Source organism: Streptomyces sp. GbtcB6 (assembly GCF_019091475.1).
Classification (GTDB): domain Bacteria; phylum Actinomycetota; class Actinomycetes; order Streptomycetales; family Streptomycetaceae; genus Streptomyces; species Streptomyces hyaluromycini.
In genome coordinates, this window is the sequence record NZ_JAGXJL010000049.1 from 36,383 (window position 1) to 59,442 (window position 23,060).

Annotated in this window: 16 protein-coding genes; 8 read left to right on the forward strand and 8 right to left on the reverse strand. The window is 71.2% G+C overall.

Features of this window, described 5'->3' with window-relative positions; all coding sequences use genetic code 11:
* Nucleotides 1-8 precede the first annotated feature (8 nt).
* The 7 genes from KVT45_RS44540 (at nucleotide 9) to KVT45_RS44570 (ending at nucleotide 12,130) form a co-directional block, all read left to right on the forward strand.
* Nucleotides 9-1,688, forward strand: a complete 1,680-nt coding sequence (locus tag KVT45_RS44540) for a substrate-binding domain-containing protein (protein WP_254648256.1) — start codon at nucleotides 9-11, stop codon at nucleotides 1,686-1,688.
* Nucleotides 1,685-3,733 (forward strand): DUF2264 domain-containing protein, encoded by a 2,049-nt coding sequence (locus KVT45_RS44545; protein WP_217555368.1) that lies wholly within the window; start codon nucleotides 1,685-1,687, stop codon nucleotides 3,731-3,733. Before KVT45_RS44540 ends, KVT45_RS44545 begins: the two co-directional genes overlap by 4 nt.
* A complete protein-coding gene (locus tag KVT45_RS44550; protein WP_217555370.1) occupies nucleotides 3,726-6,827 on the forward strand; it encodes a glycoside hydrolase family 38 C-terminal domain-containing protein in 3,102 nt (1,033 codons plus the stop codon). The genes KVT45_RS44545 and KVT45_RS44550 overlap by 8 nt, the downstream gene beginning before the upstream one ends.
* 114 nt (nucleotides 6,828-6,941) lie before the next feature.
* Nucleotides 6,942-8,162, forward strand: a complete 1,221-nt coding sequence (locus tag KVT45_RS44555) for an ROK family transcriptional regulator (RefSeq protein ID WP_245883516.1) — start codon at nucleotides 6,942-6,944, stop codon at nucleotides 8,160-8,162.
* A gap of 262 nt (nucleotides 8,163-8,424) precedes the next feature.
* On the forward strand, nucleotides 8,425-10,191 hold the full coding sequence (locus KVT45_RS44560; protein ID WP_254648257.1) for an ABC transporter ATP-binding protein: 1,767 nt from the start codon (nucleotides 8,425-8,427) through the stop codon (nucleotides 10,189-10,191).
* 209 nt (nucleotides 10,192-10,400) lie between these two features.
* Nucleotides 10,401-11,069, forward strand: coding sequence for an NUDIX domain-containing protein (locus tag KVT45_RS44565; RefSeq protein WP_217555374.1), 669 nt, complete (start codon nucleotides 10,401-10,403; stop codon nucleotides 11,067-11,069).
* 74 nt (nucleotides 11,070-11,143) lie between these two features.
* Nucleotides 11,144-12,130 carry an aldo/keto reductase gene (locus KVT45_RS44570; RefSeq protein WP_217555376.1) on the forward strand — a complete coding sequence of 329 codons (987 nt, stop codon included), beginning with the start codon at nucleotides 11,144-11,146 and terminating at the stop codon, nucleotides 12,128-12,130.
* Here the strand turns inward: KVT45_RS44570 and KVT45_RS44575 are convergent.
* The 8 genes from KVT45_RS44575 to KVT45_RS44610 all read right to left on the reverse strand — a co-directional run bounded on the left by KVT45_RS44575 (nucleotide 12,124) and on the right by KVT45_RS44610 (nucleotide 21,882).
* Nucleotides 12,124-14,133: a beta-galactosidase gene (locus KVT45_RS44575; protein ID WP_217555378.1), complete on the reverse strand. Its 2,010-nt coding sequence runs from the start codon at nucleotides 14,131-14,133 to the stop codon at nucleotides 12,124-12,126. The genes KVT45_RS44570 and KVT45_RS44575 overlap by 7 nt on opposite strands.
* Nucleotides 14,130-15,452 (reverse strand): glycoside hydrolase family 36 protein, encoded by a 1,323-nt coding sequence (locus tag KVT45_RS44580; RefSeq protein ID WP_217555380.1) that lies wholly within the window; start codon nucleotides 15,450-15,452, stop codon nucleotides 14,130-14,132. Before KVT45_RS44580 ends, KVT45_RS44575 begins: the two co-directional genes overlap by 4 nt.
* Before the next feature lie 26 nt (nucleotides 15,453-15,478).
* Complete coding sequence (locus KVT45_RS44585; protein ID WP_217555382.1) at nucleotides 15,479-16,369, reverse strand: carbohydrate ABC transporter permease; 891 nt, start codon at nucleotides 16,367-16,369, stop codon at nucleotides 15,479-15,481.
* Nucleotides 16,366-17,346 (reverse strand): carbohydrate ABC transporter permease, encoded by a 981-nt coding sequence (locus KVT45_RS44590; protein ID WP_217555384.1) that lies wholly within the window; start codon nucleotides 17,344-17,346, stop codon nucleotides 16,366-16,368. The genes KVT45_RS44585 and KVT45_RS44590 overlap by 4 nt, the downstream gene beginning before the upstream one ends.
* An 8-nt stretch (nucleotides 17,347-17,354) precedes the next feature.
* A complete protein-coding gene (locus tag KVT45_RS44595; RefSeq protein WP_217555385.1) occupies nucleotides 17,355-18,668 on the reverse strand; it encodes an ABC transporter substrate-binding protein in 1,314 nt (437 codons plus the stop codon).
* 320 nt (nucleotides 18,669-18,988) lie between these two features.
* Nucleotides 18,989-19,774, reverse strand: a complete 786-nt coding sequence (locus tag KVT45_RS44600) for a GntR family transcriptional regulator (protein ID WP_217555386.1) — start codon at nucleotides 19,772-19,774, stop codon at nucleotides 18,989-18,991.
* Between the two features lie 30 nt (nucleotides 19,775-19,804).
* Entirely contained in the window at nucleotides 19,805-21,676 is a 1,872-nt protein-coding gene (iolD, locus tag KVT45_RS44605) for a 3D-(3,5/4)-trihydroxycyclohexane-1,2-dione acylhydrolase (decyclizing) (RefSeq protein WP_217555388.1), read from the reverse strand.
* A gap of 8 nt (nucleotides 21,677-21,684) precedes the next feature.
* Entirely contained in the window at nucleotides 21,685-21,882 is a 198-nt protein-coding gene (locus KVT45_RS44610) for a hypothetical protein (protein ID WP_217555390.1), read from the reverse strand.
* Between the two features lie 252 nt (nucleotides 21,883-22,134).
* Here KVT45_RS44610 and KVT45_RS44615 point away from each other — a divergent pair.
* Nucleotides 22,135-23,060, forward strand: a 926-nt coding sequence (locus KVT45_RS44615; RefSeq protein ID WP_217555392.1) for a substrate-binding domain-containing protein, incomplete at its 3' end; no start/stop codon positions are given.

Consider the following 23,060-nt stretch of genomic DNA (forward strand, 5'->3'; position numbering starts at 1 on the left):
GGACCCCGATGGACACCCCCGTGGACACCCCTGTGAACACCTCCGCGAACACCCTCGTGAACAGCGGATCCCTGAGCCGGCGCGGTTTCCTCGCCTCCGCCGCCGGCGTCACCGCGGGCCTGGCCCTGGCCGGCTGCGGGGACTACCGCCCGGCCACCGCCCGCGAGGCCAACGCCCAGGCCCAGCTGCCGGCGTACCTCCCGTACAAGGGGGTGACGACCGCGATGCCGGCCACCGCGGACGGCGTCGCACCCGGCTATCTGGACTACCCGGCCGCCCCGGTCACGGCCTTCCCGGACGGCCCGCCCGCCAAGGGCCCGGCCATCGACATCATGACGCTCATCTTCAACCCGGTGCCGCCGCCGGAGGGACGCAACGTCCTGTGGCAGAACCTCAACAAGAGCGTCGGCTGCGACCTCGACTTCGAGATCACACCGGTCGGCGACTACCCGGCCAAGTTCGCCGTGACCATCGCGGGCGGCGACCTGCCCGACGCGATGCTGATGCTGAAGCCGGACCAGAACTCGGCCGCCACCCCGGACATGCTGGACACCCTCTTCGAGGACCTCACCCCGCACCTGTCCGGCGACAACATCCGGGACTACCCCTTCCTGGCCAACATCCCCTCCGCCTCCTGGGCGCCCTGCGTGCGCAACGGCGGCATCTACGCGCTGCCGATGCCCCGCCCGCTCTCCGGCGGCCCCACCTACACCCGGCTCGACCTGATCGACAAGCGCGGGCTCGACCCGAACCCGAAGAGCTGGGCCGAGTTCCTCCAGCTCTGCAAGGACGTCACGGACCCGAAGAACAACCAGTACGCCCTGGGCGACAGCATCACCGCCTGGAACTTCGTGATGCAGATGCTGAAGGCCCCCAACAACTGGCGTGCGGAGAACGGCAAGTTCACCTGGTACTACGAGACGGACGAGGCCAAGCAGGCACTGGACGCCGTCCGCCGGCTGACCAGGGCCGGGGTCATGCACCCGGACACGTACAGCGTGCTCGGCAAGGCGAAGGACTGGTTCGGCGGCGGACAGACCGTCATGAACCCCGACGCACCCGCCGCGTGGAACGACTACTACACCAACTACGCCGCCGCCACGAAGGGCTTCGAACTCGGCTACATGATGGCCCCCGGGTACGACGGCGGCGCGGGCGGCCAGTGGCAGGGCTCCGCCAACTACGCCACGCTCATCGTCAAGAAGGCCCCCAGGTCCCGTATCCAGCAGATCCTGCGCGCCATGAACGCCCTCGCGGCCCCCTTCGGCACGGACGCCTACCTGCTGCGCAAGTACGGGGTCCGGGGCCCGGACCACACCCTGAAGGGCACCGACCCGGTCCTCACCCCGCAGGGCCAGGCCGAGGCCACGCTGCCCACCATCTTCGCGACGGACGCGCCGTTCACCCTGTACTACCCGGCCAAGCCGGACATCGTGAACACGCAGTACGCCTTCCAGAAGGAAGCCGTGAAGGTACTGATCCCCAACCCCGCCGAGCCGCTGTACTCGCCGACCGACTCCAAGAAGTCCAAGCTGTTCGGCACCCTCCTGGACGACACCCGCAAGGGCATCATGCAGGGCCGCCTCCCGCTGAAGGCGTGGGACGACGCGATGCGGAACTGGCGCAAGGAGGCGGGTGACCGGATCCGCGCCGAGTTCGAACAGGCATGGGAGACCCGGAACTCATGAACCGCACCCCCGCCGAGGACCGCGCCCACTGGGAGCGGACCGCGGACCGGATGCTGCTCGCGGTACGGCCGTACGCCACCGAGGACCACTCCCTGGTCCGGCTCCCCGGAGTGCCCAGCGCGAACGGCTCACTCAGCGACGGCCTGGAAGGGTTCGCCCGCACGTTCCTGCTGGCCGGTCTCCGGCTGGCGGGGGCGGGCGGGGCCGACCCGCACGACCTGGCCGGCTGGTACGCGGCCGGCCTGGCCGCCGGCACCGACCCGAGGCACCCGGACCGCTGGCCCGCCTTCACCGAGTGCAACCAGGCCAAGGTCGAGGCCGCCTCGATCGTCCTCGCCCTGCACGAGACCCGGCCCTGGATCTGGGACCGCCTCGACGACCGGGTCAGACAGCGGATCCTCGACTGGCTGGCCCCGATGGCCGGTGACCCGATGCCCGGCAACAACTGGATCTGGTTCCAGGGCGTCACCGAGGCCTTCGCCCGCACGACCGGCGGAGAGTGGCGGCAACAGGACCTGGACCGGGTCATCGCGCTCACCGACGGCTGGTACGCGGGCGACGGCTGGTACTCCGACGGACTCACCGGCGGCGAACGGCGCAACTTCGACCACTACAACGGCTGGGCCATGCACCTCTACCCGCTGTGGTTCTGCCGCATCCTCGGCACCGCCGCGCCCGCCGGACTCCTCGACCGCTACCGGGCCCGGCTGCACCGCTTCCTCGCGGACCAGCGGCTGCTGATCGGCGCCAACGGCGGGCCGCTGATCCAGGGCCGCTCGCTCACCTACCGGCACGCGGCGCTCGCCCCGCTGTGGACCGGCGCCCTGTTCGACGCCACCCCGCTGGCGCCGGGGGAGACCCGGGCGATCGCGAACCGGATGCTCGGCCACTTCGGCACCGACGCCGACAGCCTGCTCACCCTCGGCTGGCGACGCCCGTTCCGCGGCCTCCTCCAGGTGTACTCGGGACCCGCCTCCCCGTACTGGGCGGCGAAGGGCTTCCTCGGTCTCCTGCTGCCGCCGGACCACCCCGTGTGGACCGAGCCGGAGGAACAACTCGCCGTGGAGCAAGGAGACTTCACCCGCGCCCTGGCCGCACCCGGCTGGCTGGTCGCCGGCACCGCCGCCGACGGCGTCGTACGCGTCGTCAACCACGGCGGCGACCACACCGACCCGTTCCGCCCGCATGCGGACGACCCCTGCTACGCGCGGTTCGCCTACTCGACGCACACCGCACCCGAGACACCCGGTGACCCCACCCTCCCCGGCGGAAGCGCGGACGCCGACCCGCTGGACAACGCGGTCGTGCTGCTGGACGCCGCGGGCCGCGCCTCCCACCGGCGCCCGGCGACGCGGGTGTCCCTCGACGGTGCCACGGCCGTCTCGCGCTCCCGGGCGCACTGGCCCGCGGACGCGACCTGGGACCCGTTCGGCGGCCCCGACACCCGCTACACCCCCGGCCCCTGGATCACCGTCGGGTCCGTGCTGCGCGGTTCGGTCGAGGTCCGGGCCGTACGCGTCGACGGCGACCCAGGGGACGGCCAGGTACTGCGCGTCGGCGGCTGGGCCCTGGCCGGCCGGGCGGACGGCGGCGGCGCCGGGGTCGCCGGTGACGGCCACGGTGCTCCCGCCGGGGGCGCCGGTGACGACCACGGCGCTGCCGCCGGGGGCGCCGGTGACGACCACGGCGCTGCCGCCCGGGTCACCGGTGACGAGGGGCTGGTCTCGCTCGTCGTCGGTGCACGGGGACTGCCGCGGGTCGCCGTGGCCGACGGCGTCGACAGCAACGCCCTCGGCTCCCCGTCCGCCACCCCCTTCGCGGAGACCGCGGGGCCGGTCGCCCACGGCACCCTGCACATCGCCCTGATCCACCTCGGCGGCACCGACCCCACCGCCCTGCCCCAGGTCACCACCCGCGCCGAGGGCACCACCCTGCTCGCGGACGTGACCTGGCCGGACGGCACCCGGGACACCGTCCGGCTGCCCGACCCCGACCCCGAGCACGACGTCCGGCCCGACGTCCGGAAGGACCCGCACCGTGCATGACGACCGCCGGATCACCGAGACCCGGATCCGCAAACTGCTGGACCGGGTCGTCCGCCCCGCCCTCTACAGCGCCGCGCGCCCCCTCCGACTGAGCGCCTGGTTCGTGGACGGCGAACCGGTCCCCGTCGCCGACGCGCTGCGCGCCGACTACGAGCCCTTCACACTCGGCTCCACCTGGGGCGGCCCCTGGGCGACGACCTGGCTGCGGGCCCGCGCGGAGATACCCGCGGAGTGGGCGGGCCGGCGCGTAGAGGCCGTCTTCGACCTGGACTTCGACCTGACCAAGGGACCCGGCGGCCAGGCGGAGGGCCTGGTCCACGACGCCCAGGGCGCCCCGATCCAGGGCCTGCACCCCTACCACCGGACCGTGCTCCTGACCGGCTCCGCGACCGGCGGCGACCGGGTCGACCTGCTGGTCGAGCTGGCCGCCAACCCGCCGATCGTCGCCAGCGCGAGCGTGGGCGTCCACTACGGCTCGCCCGACACCGCGGGCACCGCACCCCTCTACCGGCTCGTACAGGCCGAGATCGCGGTGCGCGAGGACGAGGTGTGGCACCTCGTCCACGACATCGAGGTGCTCGACGAACTGATGCACGAACTGCCGGTCGGTGCCGGCCGACGGCACGAGATCCTGCACGCGCTGCGCCGCGCCGCCGACGCCGTCGACCCGGCCGACGTGGCGGGGACGGCGTCCGCCGCCCGGCAGCGCCTGGCCGAGGTGCTGTCCCGGCCCGCGCACGCCTCCGCGCACACCGTCGCCGCGATCGGCCACGCCCACATCGACTCGGCATGGCTGTGGCCGGTGCGCGAGACCGTGCGCAAGTGCGCCCGCACCTTCACCAACATGACCACGCTGGCGCAGGAGTACCCCGAGCTGGTCTTCGCCTGTTCCTCGGCGCAGCAGTACGCGTGGATGAAGGAGCAGCGGCCGGAGATCTTCGCCCGGATGAAGAAGGCCGCGGCCGACGGGAACTGGGTACCGGTGGGCGGCATGTGGGTGGAGGCCGACGGCAACCTGCCCGGCGGCGAGGCGCTGGCCCGCCAACTCGTCTACGGGCGGCGCTTCTTCGCGGAGAATCTCGGCGTCGAGCAGCACGGCGTGTGGCTGCCCGACTCGTTCGGCTACACCGCCGCCTACCCGCAGCTCGCCAGGCTGGCCGGTGCCCGGTGGTTCCTCACCCAGAAACTCTCCTGGAACGAGACGAACAGGCTGCCGCACCACACCTTCGCCTGGGAAGGCATCGACGGATCACGCGTCTTCACCCACTTCCCGCCCGTCGACAGCTACGTCGCCTCCCTCACGGCCGGTGAACTCGCCCACGCCGAAAGCAACTTCGCCGAGAAGGGGGTGGCCACCCGCTCGCTGGCCCCGTTCGGCCACGGCGACGGCGGGGGCGGTCCCACCCGCTCGATGCTGGAGAAGGCCCGCCGGCTGCGCGACCTCGAAGGCTCCCCGAAGGTCGTCATCGAGTCGCCGGACGCGTTCTTCGAGGCGGCCCGCGCCGAGTACAAGGGCCAACTCCCGGTGTGGCGAGGCGAGTTGTACCTGGAGAACCATCGGGGCACCTACACCAGCCAGGCCCGCACCAAGCGCGGCAACCGGCGCAGCGAGGCGCTGCTGCGCGAGGCGGAGCTGTGGGCCGCCACCGCCGCCGTCCGGGCCGGGGCGCCGTACCCGTACGAGCGGCTGGAGTCGCTGTGGCAGCGGGTGCTCCTCAACCAGTTCCACGACATCCTGCCGGGCTCGTCCATCGCCTGGGTGCACCGGCAGGCCGAGCGGGAGTACGCGGAGATCCACGCTGAGCTGGAGACGCTGATCGCCGAGGCGGTGGCCTTCCTGCCCGGCCCGCCGGCCCTCCTCAACGCCGGGCCGTACCCGCGCCGCGAGGTCGTGGTGGTCCCCGGTTTCCCCGGTGGCCAGCGCCTGCCGGACGGGCGCAGCGCCGTCCTCGCCGAGGTCGGCGCGCTCGCCTCCGGCGGCACGGCCGACGAGTACCGCGGCCCGGTCACCGCCGCCGCGCGGGACGGCGGCTTCGTCCTCGGCAACGGGGCGCTCACCGTCGTCGTCGACAGCCGTGGCCTGGTCACCTCCGTGTACGACCACGCGGCGCGGCGGGAGGCCATCGCCCCCGGAGCCGCCGGCAACCTCCTCCAGCTCCACCCGGACGACCCCAACCTGTGGTCGGCGTGGAACCTCGACCCCTACTACCGGGACACCGTGCGCGACCTGGACGAGGCCGAGTCGGTGACGCTCGTGGCGGAGGGGCCGCTGCTCGCGTCGGTGCGGGTCGAGCGCGTCCACGGCTCCTCACGGTTCGTGCAGCACATCGAGGTGGCCGCCGAGAGCCGTCGGGTGACCGTCCGCAACGACATCGACTGGCAGGAGCGGGACACCGTACTGAAGGCGGCCTGGCCGCTGGACGTGCACGCGGACCAGGAGAGCGCCGAGATCCAGTTCGGGCACGTCCGGCGGCCCACCCACGAGAACACCAGCTGGGACGCGGCCCGCTTCGAACTGTGGGCGCACCGCTGGGTGCACGTGGGCGAACGGCACTGGGGCGCCGCCCTGCTCACCGACTCCACCTACGGGCACGACGTCCGCCGCGACACCCGGGGGGACGGGGGCACGACCACGACCCTGCGGCTCTCCCTCCTGCGGGCCCCGCACAGCCCCGACCCGCAGGCCGACCGCGGCCGGCACACCTTCGGCTACGCGCTGCTCGCCGGGGCCGGCATCGAGGAGGCCGTCGCCGGCGGCTACGCCCTGAACCTGCCGCTGCGGCCCGCCCCGGTCGCGGCCCGGGCGCTGGTCGCCCTCGACACCTCCGACGTGGTCGTGGAGTCGGTCAAGCTCGCCGACGACCGCAGCGGCGATGTCGTCGTGCGCCTGTACGAGGCGTGCGGGGGAGCGGTCCGGGCACGCCTCACGGCGGGTTTCGCGACCGCCGCCGTCCACGACTGCGACCTGCTGGAGCGGCCGGAACGGGAGCTGCCCCAGGCGTCCGGAGAGGCCGCCGTCGACCTCGGGTTCCGGCCGTTCCAGATCCGGACGCTGCGGCTGCGCCCGGCCGGCGGATCCCCGGACCGAGCCTGACGTGTACGCGCAAGGACCATCCGCGGCCACGGAGCCGTGCCCTAACATTCCACCAACTGAATGCGTCGGAGGGGCGGACGCGGGATGCCGCCGGCCGAGGCAGGGAGAAGCACGTTGACAAGCACGACGGGGAGCACGGCGAGCACCGGGCAGCCCACCATCCGGCGCGGTACCAACCTGCCGCGCCTCGGTGACTTCAACGAGTCCGTGATCCTGGACGCCATCCGCCGGCACCCCACCGGCCTGAGCCGGGTGGAACTCGCCCAGGCCACCGGGCTGTCCGCGCAGACCGTCTCGAACATCACCCGGCGCCTGCTCGACCAGGGCATCGCACGGGAGTCCGGCAAGCAGAGCACCGGCAGCGGAAAGCCCCGCACCCTGCTCGAAATCGTCCCCGCGGCCCGGTACGCGGTGGGGGTGCACCTCGACCCGGCGGTCATCACCTGCGTCCTGGTGGATCTGCTCGGCACCGTGGTCGCCCAGCGCAGCGTGGTGACGCCGAGCGGCGGCGACACCGACGCGATCGCCGCGGACATGGCGGCCTCGGTCTCCGCGATCGTCGCCGAGTCGGGCGCCGACCGGGAGCGGGTCCTCGGCCTCGGCATCGCCGCGCCCGGCCCCATCGACGCGGACGCCGGCTGGGTCGTGGACCCGCCCGAGCTGCCCGGCTGGGGCCGCTACCCGCTGCGCGACAGGCTCAGCGAGGCGACCGGGTTCCCGGCGCTGCTCGACAAGGACGTCACGGCCGCCGTGGTCGCCGAACGCTGGACCGGAGCGGCCACCGACAGCCGCAACCTGCTCTTCTTCTACCTCGGCACCGGCTCCGGCATGGGTCTGGTGGTGGAGGACACCGTGCTGCGCGGCGTCTCCGGGAACGCGGGCGAGGTCGGCGGCCTCGGCGCCGCCTCCTCGACGAAGACACTCGTCGAGGAAGGCGTCGCCCTGGGCGTGCTCGGCGCCGAGTACACGGTGACCAACCCGGCCGACGCCCAGCGCGGTCTGGAGCGGCTCGCGGAGCTCGCCGCCGCGGGCGACGCACAGGCGGACGGCATCATCGAGCGCCTCGCGATCCGGATCGGCCGCGGGGTGTGCGCGGCGGCCACCCTTCTGGACGTCGACACCATCGTGTTCGGCGGGCCGACCTGGAAGCTGCTCGCCGACCGGCTGCTGCGCGTCATCGAACCGATGGTCGCCCGCTCCCCGTTCGTGAAGGCGACCCACCCGACGACGGTCGTCTCCACCACCCTCGGCGAGAACGTCGCCGCCGTGGGCGCCGCCTCCCTCGTCCTCGACCAGGCGCTCTCCGCCCAGCCCAGGTCGCTGCTGCTGGGCTGAGCCCCGAGCCGGCCGGGCCGTACCGGACCACCCGGATACGGCCCCCCTTCGGTCGACCACGTGTTCGCTCCGTAGTCGTCGACGAAAAAACACGTGGACCGAGCGACCGTCGTCGCGGGAGACTTCCCTTTCCTGACCTGCCGATTCCAGGCCGTCGCGGACCATGCGGCGGCCGACTCGGCATGCCGTACGACGACTACACAGGGTTGAGATGACATCCTCTGTCGATTTACCTGCGACGGGACCCCGCAAGGGCGCCGTCATGCTCGCGCTTCGTTACTACGGACGGGAGTTGGCCCGGCTCAAGCGGCTCACCCTGCCCGCGTTGCTGCTGCCGGCGCTCGGCAACATCGGAATCAACTACCTGGCCCCGCTGGTCGTGGCCAAGCTGGTCGGCCGGATCGCCGACGGCCACGGCCTGGGCCTCGGCGCCACACTGCCGTACGTCCTCGGCTTCGCCGGTGTCCTGCTGCTGGCGGAGGCGTTCTGGCGCATCGGTCTGCACTGCCTGAACCGAGTGGACGCACTCGGTATCGAGCAGTTGTACGTCATCGGCATGGACGAACTGTTCGCGAAGGACGCCGCGTTCTTCCACGACAACTTCGCGGGGTCGCTCACCAAGCGGGTGCTGAGCTTCGCCACCCGCTTCGAGGAGTTCGGCGACACGCTGACCTTCAACATCGTCGGCAGCTTCGTGCCGCTGGCGTTCGGCTCGGTGGTGCTGTGGCGCTACCAGCCGCTGCTCGTCGTCGCGCTGCTGGCGATGATCGCGGTGACGGCCGTGTGCGTGTTCCCGCTGATCCGCCACCGGCAACGGCTGGTCGACCAGCGTGAGGAGGCGATCGCCCGGGTGTCGGGGCATGTCGCCGACAGCCTGATGAACATGGACACGGTCCGGGCGTTCGCCGCCGAGAAGCGGGAGGCCGCCGAACACCGGTCGCGGGTAGCCGAGTCGAGGCGGCGCACCCTGCGCTCCTGGGACTACGGCAACCTGCGCATCGACACGTTCGTCGCGCCGATGTCGGTGGCGACCAACGCGGTGGGGCTGCTGCTCGCGGTGGCACTGGCGGGCGGCGGGCACAACGTGGAGGCGGTCGTGGTCGCCTTCACCTACTACACCAACGCGACCCGGATCATGTTCGAGTTCAACCAGATCTACCGGCGCATGGAGAGCTCCATGACGGAGGCGGCCCAGTTCACCGAACTGCTCCTGGAACCGCCGACCGTGAACGACCCGGAGGCTCCGGAACAGCTCGCGCCGCGGGCCGCCGGCGTCCGCTTCGAGAAGGTCTCCTTCACCCACGCGGGTGCGAGGCCGCTGTTCGAGGGGCTCGAACTGGATGTGCCCAGCGGGTCGAAGTTCGGGTTCGTCGGCCGGTCGGGCGGCGGCAAGACCACGCTCACCCGGCTGCTGCTGCGGATGACCGACATCGACGCCGGCCGGATCATGATCGGCGGCCAGGACATCAGCCGGCTGCGCCAGGCCGACCTGCGCAGCCAGATCGCCTACGTCCCGCAGGACCCGGCGATGTTCCACCGCACCCTGCGGGACAACATCGCCTTCGCCCGGCCGGACGCCACCGACGCCGAGATCCGGCTGGCCGCCGAGGCCGCGCACGTCACGGAGTTCGCCGACGCGCTGCCGGACGGGTTCGACACGATGGTGGGGGAGCGCGGCGTCAAGCTCTCCGGCGGCCAGCGCCAGCGGGTCGCCCTGGCCCGGGCGATCCTGCGGGACGCCCCGATCCTGCTCCTGGACGAGGCGACCAGCGCGCTGGACTCCGAGAGCGAGATCCTCGTCCAGGAGGCGCTGTGGCGGCTCATGGAGGGCCGGACGGCGCTGGTGGTGGCCCACAGGCTGAGCACGGTCGCCTCCATGGACCGGCTCGTGGTCCTGGACCGCGGCCGGATCGTCGAGCAGGGCACCCACCACGAACTGCTCGCCGCGGAGGGCGCCTACGCCAAGCTGTGGCAGCACCAGTCGGGCGGGTTCCTGGACGAGGGTCCGGCGCGGGCCGAAGTGCACTAGGCGCTTCGCTGGAGGAGCCGGGGGCGCGTTGTCGGTTGGCTGCGGCACCGTTGTGGCTGGTCGCGCAGTTCCCCGCGCCCCTACGGGGCGCTGCCGAACCGTAGGGGACTTCGCCCGGCCTGCTCGGGAGACGCCTGCCGGACGTGGGCGGGTGGTAGACAGGTGATCATGAGTTACCTGACCGCCCCCGCCCGCCCGGCGGGCACCCGATGACCGCCGGGATCGACACCCCCGACCGCCGGGGCCGTACCGGCCTCGACCGTGCCGGACTGGACCTGACCGGCAACCCGCGTGTGAAGGTCCGGGAGGTGAGACTCCTGTCCAGCCACTGGTACGTCGAGCGGGCTACCACCTTCGATCTCCAGCACGCCGACGGCACCTGGCACACCGAGGAACGCGAGACCCACGACCGCGGCAACGGCGCCACCCTCCTCCTCTACGACACCGAACGCGAAACCGTCCTACTCACCCGCCAGTTCCGCTTCCCGGTGTACGTCAACGGCCACCCCGACGGCATGCTGGTCGAGACCCCGGCAGGCCTCCTGGACGACGAGGCCGAGCACCCGGAGCACGCGGTCCGCCGGGAGGTCGTCGAGGAGACCGGCCACACCGTCGGCGAGGTCGAGCACGTCTTCGACGTCTACATGAGCCCGGGCTCGGTCACCGAACGGATCTCCTTCTACGCCGCCGCCTACGGCCCCTCGACCCGCACCCACGAGGGCGGCGGCCTGGACGAGGAGGGCGAGGACATCGAGATCCTCGAACTCCCCTTCCGGCGCGCCCTGGAGATGATCCGGACGGGCGAGATCGCCGACGCGAAGACGATCATGCTGCTGCAGTGGGCGGCCCTGGACGGACCGTTCGCCAGGCGCCCTTGACTTCGTGCGCACTTCAAGCCGAAGACTCACCACCGTGCACCCGAACCCCCGGGTGCCCGGACGGAGGAGAGGGCATGAAGTACCGCACCATCGGTACCGACCCGAGGACCCGCCGCGAGGTGAGCGTCCTCGCGCTCGGCGCCATGCTGTTCGGGTCCCGCACCGACGAGAAGACCTCCTTCGCCGTCCTCGACCGCTACGTCGAGGCCGGCGGGAACTTCATCGACACGTCCGACAACTACGCCTTCTGGGAGGACGGGAGCCAGGGCGGCCAGAGCGAGGAACTGCTCGGCCGCTGGCGGCGCAGCCGCGGGATCGGCGACGGGATCGTCATCGCCACCAAGCTCGGCGCCCGCCCCCTCGCCCCCGGCACGAGCTACACCGACAACGCCGAGGGCCTGTCCGCGAAGGTGATCCGCGAGTCGGCCGAGCGCAGTCGCGAACGCCTCGGCGTCGAAAGACTCGACCTGCTGTACGCCCACATAGAGGACCCCGCCGTCCCGCTCGGCGAGACGGTCGAGGGGTTCGCCGCGCTCGTCGCGGAGGGCACCGTCGGCCTGCTCGGCGCCAGCAACCACGCCGTCTGGCGGCTGGAACGCGCCCGGGCCCTGGCCGCCGCGGCCGGGCTGCCCGGCTACGAGGTGCTCCAGTACCAGCACAGCTACCTGCGCCCGCGCACCGACATCCCCGACGACCTGTTCCCGGACGGCAGCCTCGGCGGCGCCGACGCCCAGCTGCGCAGCTACCTGCGCGCGGAGCCGGACCTCACCCTGGTCGCCTACTCACCGCTGCTCAAGGGCGCCTACACCCAGCCCGGCAAAACGCTGCCCGCCGATTTCGACCACCCCGGCACCCCGGCCCGCCTCGCCGTGCTGGGCGAGGTGGCCAGGGAGACCGGGGCGACCCTCAACCAGGTGGTGCTGGCGTGGCTGCTGGGCGGGCCGCTGCCGGTCGTCCCGCTGGCCGGGATGTCGTCCGTGGCCCAGCTGGAGGAGAACCTCGCCGCCGTGGACCTGGAGCTCACGCCCGGTCAGCGGGCCCGCCTGGACGCGGCTCACTGACCGCGCGGCTCCCGTACGACGGCGATCTCGCCCGGCGCCACGGTGACCGTGCCGTCGGCGGGCTTGCCGGACAGCAGCTCCACCGACCCTGCCGCGACCGGGAGTTCGGCGCCCTCGCCGGTGTGGTCGATCACGAACACGTAGTCCGCGTCCGCACCGCGCCGCACGACGACCTCCACGCCCGCCGGGGCGGTGCGGCCCGCGGCCACGCCGGCCTCGGCGCGGATCCGGCCGAGCAGCCCCGCCAGGGTCTCCGGGTCGGGGAGCGTCGCCACGTACCAGGCGGTGCCCGACCCGTAGCCGTGCCGGGTCACCGCCGGTACCCCGGCCAGCGGCCCGTCGGCGTACGACGTCACCGCCGCCGCGCCCGCCAGGCCCACCCGCTCCGACCAGAGCGAGCCCGTGCCGCCCTCGCTCAGCGTCACCCGCTCCTCGGGCAGCAGCGGGAACAGCTCGTCGGTGCGCACGCCCAGCAGCTCCCGGAAGGCGCCCGGGTAACCGCCCAGCCGCACATGGCAGTTCTCGTCCACCGCACCGCTGTGGAAGCCGACGGCCAGGGTGCCGCCGGCCTCCGCGAAGGCGGTCAGGTTCGCCACGCCCGTGTCGTCCACCAGGTACAGGCTCGGGGCCAGCACCGCCTTGTACGCCGACAGGTCCGCGTCCGGGCGGACGAAGTCCACCGCCACGCCGGCCCGCCACAGCGGCTCGTACCAGGCGCGGACGACGTCCAGGTAGCGCAGCTTCTCGCTCGGCTGCGAGGGCAGCTCGACGGCCCAGCGGGCGTCCCAGTCCCAGACCACGGCCACCTCGGCGGTGCCGGTGCTGCCGCGCACCTCGGCGAGTGCCTTGAGATCGGCGCCCAGCCGGACCACGTCCCGCCAGATCTGGCTGTCGGTCCCCGCGTGCGGCAGCATCGCCGAGTGCCACTGCTCGGCACCCGCCTTCGCCGCCCGCCACTGGAAGTAGCAGATGCCGTCCGCGCCGTGCGCCACATGCGCGAGCGCGTTGCGTCGCAACTCGCCCGCCGTCTTGGCCCGGTTGACGGGCTGCCAGTTGACGGCGCCCGTCGAGTGCTCCATCAGCAGCCACGGCCCGCCCGCCAGCGACCGCATCAGGTCGCCGCTCAGCGCGACGTCGATCTGCGACTCCGGGTCGGCCGACATCAGGTAGTGGTCGTTGGCCACCACGTCCAGCTCCGGTGCCCAGCGCCAGTAGTCGAGGGCGTCGAAGTTGTACATCACCATGAAGTTGGTGGTGGCGGGGATCGCGGGGGCCGCCTCCCGGAGCACGTCCCGCTCCGCCGTGTACAGCGACAGCAGTTCGTCGGAGCAGAACCGCCGCCAGTCCAGCTGGTGCGTCGGGTTGGGGACCGCGCCGGTCGCGCGGGGCGGCAGGATCTCCTCCCAGTCGTAGTACCACTGGCTCCAGAAGGTGGTGCCCCAGGCGTGGTTGAGGGCGGCCAGGTCGTCGCCGTACCGGGCCCGCAGCCAGCGGCGGAAGGACTCCGCGCTGGTGTCGCAGTAGCAGGCGGCGTTGTGGCAGCCGTACTCGTTGTGGACGTGCCACATCTTCACGGCCGGGTGGCTCGCGTACCGGTCGGCGATCGCGCCCGCGATCCTCAGCGCGGCCGCGCGGTAGGCGGGGCTGCTCGGGCAGAACGTCTGCCGGCTGCCGTACGACAGGGTGCGGCCGTCGTGGTCCACCGGGAGCGCCTCGGGGTGGGCGCGGAAGAACCAGGCCGGCGGGGCGGCCGTGGGGGTGGCGAGGTCGGCGGCGATGCCGTTCTCGTGGAGGAGGCCGAGGATCCGGTCCATCCGCGAGAAGTCGTAGACGCCCTCGGACGGCTCCATCAGCGCCCACGAGAAGATGCCGACGCTGACCATGTTCACGCCCGCCTCGCGCATCAGGCGGACGTCTTCGGCCCACACCTCCTCGGGCCACTGCTCGGGGTTGTAGTCGCCGCCGTAGACGATGCCGGGGACGGAGAGGGTGCGGTCGTTCATCGGTCGGCTCCGGTAACTCCGGTGAGAAGGCGGCGGGTTGTCTCCACGCCCCACTGGTCGAGGGAGAGCAGCCGGTCGCTGGAGGCGACCAGGCCGCCGACGGCCTCCACGTGCGCCGCCCAGCGCGCACGGGTCTCCACGGCGGGGCGGGCCATCAGGCAGTCGGGGTCGTTGACCCAGAGGCGGCCGTGCTGCCACTGGCGGCCGACCCCGGTGAACTCGGCCGGATCCTGGCCCGGTTGGCTGAAGTCGTCGGCCTCGGGACGGCGGTGCGGAGCGGTGTCCGGGCTGACCCGCATCGCGTCGAACAGGCCGATCGAGGGCAGGATCGGCGCGCCGCAGCCGAGCAGGTAGGCGTCCGCGCCGATCGCCTCCCGGATCAGGCCGATGCCCAGCCGGTACGCGGTCAGCGCGTCCGCGCCCGAGTGCCGTACGCCGTCCATCGCGCCCGCGTAGAGGAAGTCGACCTTGAAGTAGTCGTAGCCCTCGGCGCGCAGTGTCGCGAAGACGTCGGTGAGGTAGGCCGCGGCGGCGGGGTGGGTGGTGTCCAGGACGTACAGGTCGTGCCCCCAGTTGCGGCCCGCGTGCAGCGGGTTGCCGTCGGGGTCGCGGACCAGCCAGTCCGGGTAGGTCTCGGCGAGGGCGCTCGCCGGGTCGACCAGGAAGGGCGCCGTCCAGACGCCCGCCCGGCGGCCGCGGGCGCGGATGGCGTCCGCGATGCCCCGCCGGGAGCGGAAGCGGCCGGAGAGGGTCAGCCAGTCGCCCAGGGCGCTCTGGTAGCCGTCGTCGATCTGCACCACGTCGATCGGCAGGTCGAGGGTGTCCATCGCCCGCAGGTTCTCGTGGATGTCGTCCTCGGTGACGGCCGTGAAGTACTCGTACCAGGAGCACCAGACGGTGGGCGCGGGGCGGGGCGCCGGCACGGCCAGGGCGCCGGCCCAGTCGGCCAGCACGGACTGGATGTCCGTGCCGGTCCACTCCTTGACCGGGCCGTCGGCCTCGACCTCCGCGACCCCGGCCGCGACGGTCAGCCGGATCGAGGGCACCTCGTGCAGCGGGTCGGGCGCCGCCCAGAGCCGGACCGGGGAGCCGTCGCCCGGGTCGAGCGCCAGCAGGCCCTCGCCCTGGAAGGCCCCGTCGGGCACGCTGCGGCCAGGGCGGTAACACACGGTCGCCCAGTTGTCGTTCGTCGGGCGGTAAGGGGCCGCGCCGAGGGCGTAGGCGCCGCTCGGCGACCAGGACTGCCAGCCCTCCTCGTGGACACGGGCGGTGCGCGTGTCCACCGGCACGGAGGCGACCGGGGTGAACGGGTTGTGCACGAGGTTCTCTTTCGGACGGGGCCGGATCAGCCCTTGGCGGAGCCCAGGGTCAGACCGCTGACGAACTGCTTCTGGAGCGCGAAGTACACGAGCAGCGTCGGGATCGCGGTCAGCAGGGAACCGGCGGCGACCAGGTTCGGGTCGGTGAAGAACTGGCCGGAGAGGTTGTTCAGCGCCGAGGTGATCGGCATGTTGTCTCCGGTCGAGATCAGTACCAGCGCCCAGAAGAAGTCGTTGTAGATCCAGATCGACAACAGGGTCGCCAGGGCCGCCATCGCCGGCTTGCACAGCGGCAGCGTGACCTGCCAGTACAGCCGCCACACCGACGCGCCGTCCACCAGCGCGGCCTCGGTCAGCTCGTGCGGCAGCGAACGCATGTAGTTGCTGAGCACGAACGCGCAGAACCCGGACTGGAACGCCACATGGATCAGCACCAGACCGAGCGCCGAGTCGTACAGCTTGCCGCTCTGCGTGATCCCCGGCAGGTTCGTCAGCAGGTACATCCGGTACAGCGGGGTGATGATGACCTGCTGCGGCAGCAGGTTGCCGGCGGTGAAGACCAGCAGCAGGAAGAGGTTGACCCGGAAGTCGAAGCGGGCGACGTAGAACGCGACCATCGACGACAGGAACAGCGTGAGCAGCACGGCCGGGACCGCGATGACCAGCGTGTTCATGAAGTAGTGGGTCATGTCCGACTGCGTGAACGCGTTCTTGAAGTTGTCGAAGTTCAGCGTGTGCGGCCAGGACACGTAGCCGCGGTTGCTGGTCTCGCTGTACGGGCGCATGGCCGAGAAGATCGCCCACAGCAGCGGGGCGAGCCACGCCAGGGCCGTGCCGGCCAGGAACACGTGCAGCAGGACACGGGCCGGGCGGATCGGGTTGCGCTGCTTGGGCAGCGCGCTGCTCACGGTGCTCATGCGCGCCGCTCCTTCCGGAAGGTCGCGATCAGATAGGGAATGATCACGATCAGGGAGATGAACAGCAGCACCACCGCGATCGCCGAGCCGTAACCGATGCGGCTGGACTCGCCGATGATGTTGTTGGTCACCAGGATGGAGAGCAACTCGGTGCCCTGGGCGCCCTTGTTGAAGACGAAGACCAGGTCGAAGGCGCGCAGCGACTCGATGATCGTCACGACCAGGACGATGGTGTTGGTCGGCCGCAGCGTCGGGAAGATGACGTTCTTGAACGTCTGCCACTCGTTGGCGCCGTCGAGGGACGAGGCCTCCCGGAGGGACGGGTCGACGCTCTTCAGGCCGGCCAGGTACAGGATCATCATGTAGCCGGTGTGCCGCCAGGACGCGGCGACCAGCACGGCCCACAGGTTGAGGTTCGGGTCACCGATCCAGTCGATGTAGTGGCCCGGCTTGTTCGCGCCGATGAGGCTGTTGATCAGGCCCGTGTCCGGGTTGTAGATCAGCTGCCAGACGAACCCGATGCACGCCAGGGAGATGACGACCGGGAGGAAGAACGCCGTCTGGTAGACCCGGCTGAACCTGATCTTCTTGTCCAGCTGCACGGCCAGGAACAGGCCGAACGGGGTCGGGATCAGGATGAGGACGACGAACCAGATGACGTTGTGCTGGACGGCCGGCCAGAACTGCGGGTTGTCGCTGAAGAGTTGCTGGAAGTTGTCGAGCCCGACCCATTTGATGGAGTCGAAGCCGATGCCGTCCCAGGAGGTGAAGGCGAGGAGGATAGAGGCCAGGGCGGTCACCCAGACCAGGAGAACGTGCAGAAGCGTCGGCACGCCCGCCATGAAGGCGAGGGTGATCCGGTCACGGCGGGTCAGCAGGCGCTTGTGCCCCTGCTGGACCCGCTTCTTTTCGGACGCGCGCCCAGGAGGCGGCACGGCGGCCGCCTCCTGGGACTTCGTGGGGATTTCAGTCGTCATTCAGCAGCTCACTCGGACGCGAAGATCGTCTTCTTCTGGCGCTCGATGGACGAGAGCAGGCTGTCGATCCCCTTGGGGTTCTGCAGGAACTTCTGCAGACCGGGCTGCATCACCGTGGACGTGAAGTCCGGGCGGGAGTCGCGGTCCATGAACTGGGTGAGGCTCTTGGCGGCGCCGATCATGTCGTACGCCTTCTTCTGCAGCGCCGAGTACGACGACGTGCTGGCCTTGTTGGAGGCCGCCACCACGCTCGGGTCGCCCTTGAGGTAGAGCTCCTCGGCAGCCGGGGAGCCGAGGTACTCCAGCAGCTTCACGACACCGTCGTGGTTCTTCGGGGACTTGCTGACCATGAAGCCGTCGGTGGGCGCCTCCACGGTGTCCTGGCCGTACGCGGAGTTGATCTCCGGGAAGGCGAAGAAGTCGAGGTCGTCCAGGTCGGCCGCGTTGGTGAACTGCTGGGCCACGAAGGAGCCGAGGAGGTACATGCCGGCCTTCTTCGACACCAGGGTCTGGGCGGCGTCCTGCCAGGTGCGGCCCATGAAGCCGTCCTGGTGGTACGGGAGCAGCTCGGCCCAGTGGTCGAAGACGGCCTTGACCTTGGCGTCGGTCCAGGCGGCCTTGCCCCCCATCAGCTCGACGTGGAAGTCGTAGCCGTTGAGACGGAAGTTGATCTGGTCGAAGGTGCCCATCGCCGGCCACGCGTCCTTGTCGCCGAACGCGATCGGGACCAGACCGTCCTTCTTCATCTGCTTGCACAGGGCGACCAGTTCGTCCCAGGTGGTGGGGACCGTGTAGCCCTTCGCCTGGAAGACGCTCTTGCGGTAGAAGACCGCCCAGGGGTACGTGTTCAGCGGCACGAAGTAGTACTTGCCGTCCGCGCCCTTGCTGAGCTTCTTCATCGCGTCGGGGAAGTTGGCCCCGATCTTCTCCCACACGTCGTCGATCGGGGAGGCAAGGCCCTTCTGCGCGAAGAACTGCATGCGGTAGCCCGCGAACCAGTTGAACACGTCGTCCGGCGTGCCCTGCAGATACGAGTTGATCTGCTCCTGGAAGGTGTTGTGGTCCTTGGTGTTCACCTTGACGGTGATGCCGGACTGCTTGGTGAAGGCCGTGTAGAGGGCTCCGTAGGCCTTCTTCGGCACGGCGTCGGACTGGTTGGAGCCGAGGCTGACCGTCTTCGGGTCCGAGGAGGATCCGCTGCCGCCACAGGCGGACAGCAGGGGTATGCCGGCACCGGCGAGCAGCGCGGCCGAACCGGCACCGCGGATGACGTTACGGCGGCTCGGTCCCGGCACGTGAAGACCGGACGGGGAGATGCGCATGGCGGCTCCTGAGTAACAGGGTTCGGCAAGGGGAAGAGTTGATCTTCGAAAGGTCCCGAAACCGATCAGAAACCAACTCGGCCGAACATCGTGGGCGCAATAACAGCCGCTTGTCCGCTCATGCGTCAATAGCCTGCGTCTCTCTCGCCCGTCTCTTGCCCGAAACGTAATCGACATGGTCGCCTGGCGGTTTGTTGAACAGAGCGGTACGACGGAGCCCCCATGGGACAAACTCCATGGGGGCTCGTGTGCGGGCGTGTTGGTTTCCGGTCGCGGGACCAGCGGTTAAACCCGCAGCAACCGGCCCGGCACGGCACGTTCTACGGCCGTACGAGCAGCTGGAAGTCGAAGGCGTACCGGGACGCCCGGTAGACATGGCTGCCGTACTCCACCGGCCGCCCGGTGTCGTCGTACGCCGTGCGCCGCATGGTGAGCAGGGCGGCGCCCTCCTTCTCGTCGAGCCGGACGGCCTCCTCGGCGGTGGCGCTGCGGGCGCCCACCGTCTGCCGGGCGCTGTGCAGGGTGATGCCCGCCGTGCGCATCATCCGGTACAGGCCGGTCGTCTCCAGCCGCTCGGTGTCGAGTTCGAGCAGGGCGGCGGGCAGGTAGTTGCACAGGAACGCCACCGGCTGGCCGTGTGTGCAGCGCAGCCGCTCCAGGACGACCACGTCCGCGCCCTCCGCGATCCCCAGCGCGGCGGCCACCTCGGCGGTCGCCGGGATCCGCTCGTTGCGCAGCACCCGGGTGGTCGGGCCCTGCCCGGCCGACTCCAGGTCGTCGTAGAGGCTGCTCAGCTCCAGCGGCCGCTTGACCTGGCTGTGCACCACCTGGGTGCCCACGCCCCGGCGGCGCACAAGGAGGCCCTTGTCGACAAGCGACTGGATGGCCTGGCGGACCGTGGGCCGGGACAGGCCGAGCCGTACCGACAGGTCGATCTCGTTGCCCAGGAGGTTGCCCGGGGCGAGCACTCCGTGCTCTATGGCCTCCTCCAGCTGCTGGGCGAGCTGGTAGTAGAGCGGCACCGGACTGCCGCGGTCCAGGGCGAAGTCCAGGGCGTCGAGTGCCGAGACGGTCGCGGTGCGGGTGGAATCACCGGTTCGGGCCACCGGGACACCTCCTTCCGGGGTTCGGGGGAATCACAGATGCCGGCGGCGGTCGGCGACCTGCCGGTCGTAGTCCTCGCGGGCCAGTACGGCGGCCTCGCGCTCGGCGGTCTCGGCGACCGGCACGTCCCACCAGGCCTCGGCCGGGGGAGCGGTGGGCGCCGGGTCCGTCTCCACGTACACACACGTCGGCCGGTCGCTCGCGCGGGCCGTGGCGAGCGCCTCGCGCAGCTCCCGCACGGTCTTGGCGCGCAGCACCTCCATGCCGAGGCTGGCCGCGTTGGCGGCGAGGTCCACCGGCAGCGGCGCGCCGCCGAAGGTGCCGTCGGCGGAGCGGAAGCGGTAGGCCGTGCCGAACCGCTCGCCGCCCACCGCCTCGGAGAGGCCGCCGATGGAGGCGTACCCGTGGTTCTGGATGAGGACCAGGTTGAGGGGCAGGCCCTCCTGGACGGCGGTGACGATCTCGGTCGGCATCATCAGATAGGTGCCGTCGCCGACCAGCGACCAGACCGCGACGTCCGGGGCCGCCTGCTGGACGCCGATGCCGGCCGGGATCTCGTAGCCCATGCAGGAGTAGCCGTACTCCAGGTGGTACTGGCGCGGCGAGCGGGCCCGCCACAGCTTGTGCAGGTCGCCCGGGAGCGAGCCGGCCGCGTTGATGACAACGTCGTCATCACCGACGACCGCGTCCAGGGCGCCGAGCACCTGGGTCTGGGTCGGTACGGCGTCCTCGTCGTCCGCGCGGTAGGCCGCCTCGACGACGGCGTCCCAACGCTCCTTGCCCGCCCGGTACTCGGCCGCGTAGTCCGCGGCCACCCGGTGCCCGGACAGGGCCTCCGCGAGGGCCGTGAGCCCCGCCCGCGCGTCGCAGACGAGCGTGCGCGCGGCCAGCTTGTGGGCGTCGAACCCGGTGATGTTCAGGTTGAGGAAGCGGACGTCCGGGTTCTGGAAGAGGGTGCCGGAGGCCGTGGTGAAGTCCGTGTACCGGGTGCCGACGCCGATGACCAGGTCGGCCGTGCGGGCCAGGTCGTCGGCGACGGCCGTCCCGGTGTGCCCGACCCCGCCCAGGTCGGCCGGGTGGTTGTGGCGCAGCGAGCCCTTGCCCGCCTGGGTCGAGGCGACGGGGATGCCGGTGGCCTCTACAAGGGCCCTCAGAGCGTCTTCCGCGCGGCTGTGGTGGACTCCGCCGCCCGCCACGATCAGGGGGCGCTGAGCGGCCCGTACGGCGCTCACGGCGTCGGCCAGCTCCACGGGGTCGGGGGCGGGCCGACGGACCCGCCACACACGCTCGGCGAAGAACTCCTCCGGCCAGTCGTACGCCTCCGCCTGGACGTCCTGGGGGAGGGCGAGGGTGACCGCGCCGGTCTCGGCCGGGTCGGCGAGGACCCGCATGGCGTTCAGCGCGGAGGGGATCAGCGCCTCGGGGCGGGTGATCCGGTCGAAGTAGCGGGAGACCGGGCGCAGGGTGTCGTTGACGGAGACGTCGAACTCGCTCGGGTGCTCCAGCTGTTGCAGCAGCGGGTCCGGAGCGTGGCTCGCGAAGTAGTCGCCGGGGAGCAGCAGCACCGGCAGCCGGTTGATGGTGGCGAGGGCGGCGCCGGTCACCAGGTTGGTGGCGCCCGGGCCGATGGACGTGGTCACCGCCTGCGCCGAGAGCCGGTCCAGCTGGCGGGCGTGGCCGACCGCCGCGTGCACCATCGCCTGCTCGTTGCGGCCCTGGTGGTACGGCATGACGTCGCCGTACTCGAGGAGCGCCTGGCCGATCCCCGCCACGTTGCCGTGGCCGAAGATGCCCCAGGTGCCGGCGATGAGCCGGTGCCGGACACCGTCGCGCTCGGTGTACTGCGCGGACAGGAACCGCACCAGCGCCTGGGCGACGGTCAGGCGGGTGGTCGGCTGGCTCATGGGGGACCTCATTCGGACGGGGTGGTGTAGAGGGGCAGCCGGGCGCCGACCGGCCGGCCGGGCCGGGGCCGGCCGCCGGGGACCGGCACCATGCCGCCGGGGCGCTCCGTCGGTGCCAGGGGTACCCCCGGCGGGAGCGGGTAGGCATCGCTTTCGTAACGGCCCGTCGCGACCAGGCCTGCGGCCTGTGGTGGCGACTCGGTCATGCGAGGCTCCTCGAGGGTGGGCTGATGCCCCTCAGGTGTAGATCGGAGCAGGTCGCGCTGTCAATGGTTTGTACTTACATTCGGACCTGAGTGTGAAATGATGTCTTAACAAAGTATTGACAGCGGGCCGCACAGGGACTTGTATCCCGTCCCAACGCAACAGCGAGTGACCCGGACCACCTCCGTCGGCCCGGGTCCGCGGATCGTCCCGATCCGTTCCTTTCCCCCGTAGCACAGTGAGGTGCAGGAAAGATGGACCGTTCTTCCCACTCCCGTTCGCGCAGGCTGGCCTCGATAGTGGCCGTTGCCGCGGCGGCAGCCCTGACCCTCGCGGGCTGCTCCAGCAGCTCCGGAGGAAAGAAGTCCGAAGAGGGAGGAACGGCGGCCTCAGCGGGCAAGGCATCCACCCCTCGCATGACGGTCGCGCTGGTCACCCACCAGTCGCCGGGCGACACCTTCTGGGACATCGTCCGCAAGGGTGCCCAGGCCGCCGCCGACAAGGACAACATCAAGCTCGTCTACTCCGCTGACCCGAACGCGGGCAACCAGGCCAACCTGGTGCAGAACGCGATCGACCAGAAGGTCGACGGGATCGCCGTCACCCTCGCAAAGCCGGACGCCATGAAGGACGTCATCAGCAAGGCCAACACCGCGCAGATCCCGATCGTCGGCCTCAACTCCGGTCTGAGCGACTGGAAGAAGCTCGGTCTGCTGGAGTTCTTCGGCCAGGACGAGACGGTCGCGGGCGAGGCGCTCGGCAACCGGCTGAACTCCGAGGGCGCGAAGAAGGTCGTCTGTGTCATCCAGGAGCAGGGCAACGTCGGCCTCACCCAGCGCTGCGACGGTGTGAAGAAGACGTTCTCCGGGACGACGGAGACCCTGTACGTCGACGGCACGTCCCCGACCTCGGTCAAGTCGACGATCACCGCCAAGCTCACGCAGGACAAGGCCATCGACCACGTGGTCACGCTCGGCGCCCCGATCGCGCTGATCGCCGTCCAGTCGGCGTCCGACGCGGGCAGCAAGGCGAAGGTCGCCACCTTCGACCTCAACAAGGACCTGACCACCGCCATCAGCAAGGGGACCATCGAGTTCGCCGTGGACCAGCAGCCCTACCTCCAGGGCTACCTGGCGATCGACTCGCTGTGGCTCTACAAGAACAACGGCAACTACAGCGG